Here is a 6,476-nt window from a genome sequence, read left to right on the forward strand (position 1 = left end):
GCCGTCGCTGGAAACGCAGTCTGAAGTCGAATGAAGAACTTATTGTGAAACGTTTGATAAGGAAAAGAAATACCTTGAAATACTCCTTATCGGAAAGCCATTAGAAAGCGAAAAGAAACACGAAAGTCATCATGCTATTGTCTTTAAAGTAATTCGGCATTAACTGCCACATTGCTTTCCTTTCGCTTCGCATACGCGGCATATTCGACCGGCAACGCTTCATGTCTTGCGCTCATCGGTATGACGAGCGGCGTGCCTCGCGCGAACTCGACGCAACACCTTGCGAGCACCTCCGTTGGATCGACGAGATGCGCGCTGCGGCCTTTGCGCGTCACCGTCGCCGCTTGCGGGAAAAGAAGCGGCAGCTCGGTGCAGGCAAGCAGAATGACTTCGACCTGCTGCAACAACAGACTTTCGACGGCCGCGATGATGTCGTCAGCGCACTCGCCGTTCGTGAAGCCCGCCTTCACGCCCCGCGCGCCGTAGATCGCATTCATCACGCGCGCCTGCATCGCGAGCGGCGGCAGGACCTGCGTCATGCCGCGCGCTTCGAGCGCCGTGCGATAGACACCGCTTGCAATCGTGCCGTCCGTGGCGAGCAGGCCGATGCGATCGACGGCAGGAAACGCCGTGCGCAGATAGTCGGCCGTCACGTTCATCATGTTGATGATGGGCACGCGCAGGCGCGCTTCGATCGGCCCGATGAACGCATGCGCGGTATTGCACGGAATCGCGATCAGATCGGCGCCGCCGTCTTCGAGCTTTTTGCACGTCGCGTAGAGCGCGAGCGTCGGGTCCGCGCCATCGCCCGTCAGATGATCGGTGCGGTCGGGAATCTGCGGGTTCTGTTCGACGATGACCTTGATGTGATCCTGATCGCGCGCGGCGGGCGTATTGCGCACGACCTTGTGCATGAAGTCGACTGTCGCGGCGGGTCCTACGCCGCCGACCACGCCGAGCTTGATCTGGTGCGCTGGCTTGCGATGATCGGCGAACAACAGATGTTGCGCGTACACCGAATAGCTGTCGACGATGGGCACGGCCAGAGCGCCGAGTCGCCGCAGCGACAATGCGCTATCGGTGCTGCCCGGCAGCAGCACATCGACGCCCTGCCCGATCAGCGTTTCGCATGCTTCTCGCAGCCCCTCCACGCCCTTCAAGGGGACGCTCACGACTTCGACATGCGCGCTCTCGCCGTATCGCTCGAACAGCCGGCGCTCGCATAGCACCGGCGACGTCAGCACGCCGACGCGGCGCGCAAGCGGATAACGCTGGCGAATATGCGCAAACAGCGCAGCGACCATATCGACGATTGCAAGCGTCGTGTTCTGCTGTAATTCGTCGATAAACAAATGGCTTTCGAAGCATGGCAGCGCAACAGCGGGCAAGCCGCGCTGTTCGAAATCGCGTATCGCATCGAATACGCGCAACTTGTGTTGCGCTGAACCCGCGGCATAAGAAATTGACGCACGGCGCTCGATATCCGATACGCGTTCGACAGCAATATCCAATGGCTGAAACGTACGCGCAGCGGCATTGGCGTCATGCATTTTGCGCAACACATCCACGCTCGCGAGGCGCGCCGCGCCGCCGACAATGCCGAGCGCACGGCGTCCCATCCCAGACGATGTATTCATAGTCCCTCGCTTGCTGTCTTATTGGAAGCGCGCATTCCGACGACGCCAATTGCAGGTCGCCGGCGCCTTACAGCGAATCCCGTATCGCGGCGCCGATCAGAATATAAATCCGAATGCGCATTTATGTCGCATGAATAAAACGGAAAGTCTTCCTATAAACAACAGGCTTAGCTAATTCGCCCTTTTTAACGGTTGCCAATTGCGTCTGGTTAACCCCTACATGCGCCGAAATTGCTAATTAACGGCAATTGATTCCATTCCGAACGGCAACCCTATGCTCGCTTGTCCCACTTGTTTCGGGTCCAACCTTTGCTGACTTTGCAGCCTTGGGGAGGCAGAAAGACGCCAAGGCGCCAATTGGAGACCAGCGAAAATGGCAACGAAAAATCCACACGACAGTGATGACGAACTGCAATGGCGCGCAATCGGTGCGCATATGACCGACAACCGGCGCGTGCTGGTCGTCGACGATTACGCCGATGCCGCCGACGCGTTGCAGCTGCTGCTATTCGCAAACGGCTTCGAATGCCGCGCGATGCACCGCGCCGAGGACGTCTGCGAACTCGCGTCCCAATGGCAGCCATTTGCGGTCGTGCTCGACATCGCGATGCCGGGCGTCGACGGGCTCGAGCTTGCGCGCCGCCTGCGCGCCTCTGAATCGACTTCGCATATGTTGCTGATCGCGTGTACGGGCTACGCGTCGCAGCTCGATCGCGAGCGGGCGCGCGAAGCCGGCTTCGATGCGCATTGCGCGAAGCCGCTGACGCCCCAACGTCTGCTCGAACTGTTGAAGCGGGCGACATCGGATGACGCATAGCGCGTGTGTAATTCATACAGTCACGCCTGCGCAGCCCAGTCGCGTCCATACCGTCAAGGACTAGTCACGCCGCTTCACGCATCCTGGGCGACGACGGCGACAGGGCCAGGCACGCGAACTGCTGTCGCATTGTCAGCCCTCGCCGCACAAAGGTTTAGCGCGCCCGGGCGGCTGCGGCGAAGCACCAAGGGAGGCGCTAGCCGGGGATCTCGCGTTGACAGACAGGAGAACAACGATGCATAGAAGAAATTTCATACTGAGCACCAGCGCCGCACTGGCTGCGGGCGGTCTCGCCCTCTCGGGCTGCACGATGACGGGTTCGCATTCCACGACGAGCACCAGCAACTCGGACAAGCGCCGCGCGATCGATTCGAGTGTCGATGAAACGCTCTCGCGGCTCTACACGACCGCGAACGGCTCACGCGAACTGGTCGCGAAAGCGCGCGGCGTGCTGGTGTTCCCATCCGTCGTGCAGGCAGGCTTCTGGATCGGCGGACAATATGGCCAAGGGTCGCTGCGCGTTGGCGGGCAAACGGTGGGTTACTACAGCACGGCAGCAGGCTCGTTCGGCCTGCAGATCGGTGCGCAGTCCAAGGGCGTGATCTTCCTGTTCATGACGCAGGATGCACTCGACAGCTTCCGCAACAGCCAGGGCTGGTCGGTTGGCGGCGATGCGACGGTCGCGCTCGTGAAGGTCGGCGCGAACGGCAACATCGATACGACGACGGCTACGAAGCCCGTGCAGGCATTCGTGCTGACCAACGCAGGTTTGATGGCGGGCGTGTCGCTTGAAGGCGCGAAGATTTCGCGGCTCGATATCTGAGCGCGATAGAGCACCGATGTACGCGGGGCGCGCAATGCGCCCCGTATGAAGTCAATCAAAGTGTCGAACGCTCGTGCGGGATCATCGCACCTGTGTAAAACCCTCGCCCTTTTCTCGACGCGTTTTACGTTCGCACGGCAGCGCCCGTCCATCGCGCACGTTCACCAAGTTGACGCATTTCATCCTCTACAGTGCTTCATGCACCGCAGTCCCGCGTCGCTCAAAGATCTGAAGAAAACGCCGAGCCGCGCTGCAGAAGCTTCACGATATGCGCGTGCCTATGGCACACCGCTTGCTGCTCACCGAAGCCGTCGCCCCTCGCCTCTCTCGCCGACCCGATCCGCCGCACGGATCGCGCCAGCCATCTGCGGCGGCAATTCAAGCGTCTCACTCAATCTACTCTTTCACCGGGAGTCACAACCTTGACGCTGAACGTCCTTCTCGTCGCCTCGGAGGCGATGCCGTTGGCGAAGTCCGGCGGTTTGGGCGATATGGTGAGTGCGTACGCCGCCGCGTTGCGCGACGCGGGCGTCGCTTCGACCATTCTGTTGCCTGCGTATCCTGCGGCACTCGAACGCGCGGTGGGCGTGACGCCCCTCTGCCGCATCAGCGGCTTGCCGGGCGGGGACGCGCGACTGTTGCGCGCGCACATGCCCGATACGGGCGTGCCCGTCCTGCTCCTGCAGATGGACCATCTGTTCAAACGCGACAACCTCTATCAGGACGAGCAGGGCCGCGATTATCTCGACAACGCGATCCGCTTCGCGTCGCTTGCCGCTGCGGCGGCGCGCATTGCGCGCGGCGTGCGCGGCGTGGAGGTGCCCGACATCGTGCATGCGCACGACTGGCACACGGGCCTTACGCCGCTTTTGATGAAGCTCGCAGGCGTCACGGCGAAAAGCGTGTTCACCGTGCACAACCTCGCGTTTCAGGGCAACTATCCGCTCGCGCTGGGCAGCTGGATGGGCGTGCCGCCCGAACTGCTCGCGCCCGCGTTGACGGACCCGCGCAGCATCGAGTTCTATGGCGCGCTCAGCATGATGAAAGCGGGCATCGTGCACGCGGACCAGGTCGTCACCGTCAGCGAGAACTACGCGCGCGAAATTCTCACGCCGCATTTCGGGTATCTGATGGAAGGCGTGCTGCAAGCGTGCTCGCACAAACTGTCGGGTATCACGAACGGCATCGACAGTGCTACATGGAATCCCGCTACCGACCCGCAGATCGCGCGCGCCTATTCCGCCGACGACGTGCGAGGCAAACAGGCCTGCAAGCGCGATCTGCAGCAGACCTTCGGCCTGACGGTCGATCCATTCGCGCCCCTCGTCGCGATAGGCAGCCGTCTGACGTCGCAAAAGCTTGCGGACGTCGTGGTCGAAGCATTGCCGTTACTGCTCGCGCGTGATCCGCGGCTACAGGTGGCGATTCTCGGCAAGGGAGACGCGTATCTCGAAGCCGCAGTGCGCGATCTCGCCGCCGCATGGCCGCAGCGCGTCGGCGCGTATATCGGCTATGACGAACGGCGCGCGCACATGCTGCACGCGGGCGCCGATCTGTTGCTGCACGGCAGCCGTTTCGAGCCGTGCGGCCTCACGCAGCTCTATGCGCTACGCTACGGCACGATTCCCGTCGCATCGCGAGTCGGCGGGCTGCGCGACACGATCGTCGATTACACGCCCGAGCGTTCGCCCGAACTCGGCTTGCCCGAAGAAGGCGCAACGGGCTTTCTGTTCGACGGCGAGACACCCGAGGACGTCGCGGCGGCATTGCAGCGCGCGCTCGACGCGTTCATGCGGCCTTCGTCATGGCATGCACTGCAGCGCAATGCGATGCGATGCGATTTCAGCTGGCGCAAGCCGGTGCAGGCATATCTGAAACTCTATGGCCTGTTGACGGATGCACGCCCGGCGCAACCGCGTGTCGATGTCGAACGCGTTGCAGCGGCCTCGGCGCAACGTCGCGCGAATGCGAGCGGCGCAGCGAGCGCGCAGACTGCGTGGAGCAATGGCGCGGCGTCGCAGGAGACGGTGGCGCGAAGCGCGTGAGTGTGACGCGACAGCCCGCATGCGGGCTGTGCAAATAGCGAATTGAGCTTGCCCGCAAAAAATGGATCCCTTGCTGAGTGTGTGAAACTCACGCAAGGAGGAAGTTAAGATGGGTAATCCGAGAGCGCGGTACACGCAGGAGTTCATGATAGAAGCCGTGCGCATGGTGCGCGGCGGCCAGAGCATGGCGGCGGTGGCGAAGATTCTGGGGATCAGCCCGAAAACGCTGCACAACTGGGTGAAGGCCGATACGGCTGGCAAGCTGAACGGCGCGGGCAAACAGGTTTCTGCTGAACAGATGGAGATTGCCCGGCTGCGGGCGGAGTTGGCGCGTGTAAAGATGGAGCGCGACATACTGGAAAAAGCAGCGGCGTACTTCGCGAAGGGGTCGGCATGAAGTACGCCTGGATTGAATGTCACCGCCGACAATGGCCGGTATCGTTGCTGTGTGAGACGCTGGGCGTCAGCCCCAGTGGTTACCACGCGCGCAAGGCCCGGGACGTCGATACGGACCGCCCCCGCCGACGTATCAGCAACGATGCCTTGCTGGTCCACATCAAGGCCGTACACGCTCAATCCAAGGGCGAGTACGGCTGGCCGCGCGTGTGGAAGATGCTGCTGGCCCAGGGCATTCGCGTGAGCAAGGACCGTGTCCAGCGGCTCATGAAGCTGCATGGCATCAGGGCGAAGACCAAACGCCGCTTCAAGGCCACGACCGACAGCAATCACAGCCTGCCGGTCGCGCCAGACCTGCTGCAGCGCGACTTCTCGCCTGCTCGCCCCGATCAGGCCTGGAGTACGGACATTACCTATATCTGGACTGATGAGGGCTGGCTGTATCTGACGGTCATCCTCGATCTGTTCAGTCGCCAGGTGGTGGGCTGGTCGATGCAGCCGCACATGCGCACGGAGCTGGTGTCAGACGCGCTGCGTATGGCATGGTTTCGCCGCCGGCCGCAAACAGGCCCGATCCTGCACAGTGACAGGGGAAGCCAGTATTGCAGCCATGACTTCCAGGACCTGCTCAAAGGCTACGGCATGCGCAGTTCGATGAGCCGCAAAGGCAATTGCTGGGATAAGGCTTGCGTTTCACACTACACCTCCTCGCGTCGATCGGAAACAACGTCGGGATGGCGACGTCGGCAGGATAGCTT

At 61.8% G+C, this 6,476-nt stretch carries 4 protein-coding genes and 1 pseudogene; 4 read left to right on the forward strand and 1 reads right to left on the reverse strand.

Annotated elements, in window-relative coordinates; all coding sequences use genetic code 11:
• Positions 1-143: 143 nt before the first annotated feature.
• The gene (locus SB822_RS18370; protein ID WP_410855331.1) at positions 144-1,637 is read right to left on the reverse strand and encodes an amino acid racemase; all 1,494 of its coding nucleotides are present in this window, start codon (positions 1,635-1,637) and stop codon (positions 144-146) included.
• A gap of 373 nt (positions 1,638-2,010) precedes the next feature.
• Here SB822_RS18370 and SB822_RS18375 point away from each other — a divergent pair, with 373 nt between their 5' ends.
• The 4 genes and pseudogenes from SB822_RS18375 to SB822_RS18390 all read left to right on the forward strand — a co-directional run.
• Positions 2,011-2,454 (forward strand): response regulator, encoded by a 444-nt coding sequence (locus tag SB822_RS18375; RefSeq protein WP_042308177.1) that lies wholly within the window; start codon positions 2,011-2,013, stop codon positions 2,452-2,454.
• Positions 2,455-2,689: 235 nt separating this feature from the next.
• Positions 2,690-3,277, forward strand: coding sequence for a YSC84-related protein (locus tag SB822_RS18380; RefSeq protein ID WP_007731118.1), 588 nt, complete (start codon positions 2,690-2,692; stop codon positions 3,275-3,277).
• Positions 3,278-3,699: 422 nt separating this feature from the next.
• Positions 3,700-5,322: a glycogen synthase GlgA gene (glgA, locus tag SB822_RS18385; protein ID WP_410855332.1), complete on the forward strand. Its 1,623-nt coding sequence runs from the start codon at positions 3,700-3,702 to the stop codon at positions 5,320-5,322.
• Between the two features lie 109 nt (positions 5,323-5,431).
• Positions 5,432-6,476 (forward strand): annotated as a pseudogene (locus SB822_RS18390) (IS3 family transposase); the annotation flags it as partial.

This window comes from Paraburkholderia sp. SIMBA_054 (assembly GCF_046534875.1).
Classification (GTDB): Bacteria; Pseudomonadota; Gammaproteobacteria; order Burkholderiales; family Burkholderiaceae; genus Paraburkholderia; species Paraburkholderia hospita.

Coding starts and splice junctions, on each gene's coding strand:
- SB822_RS18370 (WP_410855331.1), bottom strand. CDS start 1,637: ATGAATACATCGTCTGGGATGGGACGCCGTGCGCTCGGCATTGTCGGC.
- SB822_RS18375 (WP_042308177.1), top strand. CDS start 2,011: ATGGCAACGAAAAATCCACACGACAGTGATGACGAACTGCAATGGCGC.
- SB822_RS18380 (WP_007731118.1), top strand. CDS start 2,690: ATGCATAGAAGAAATTTCATACTGAGCACCAGCGCCGCACTGGCTGCG.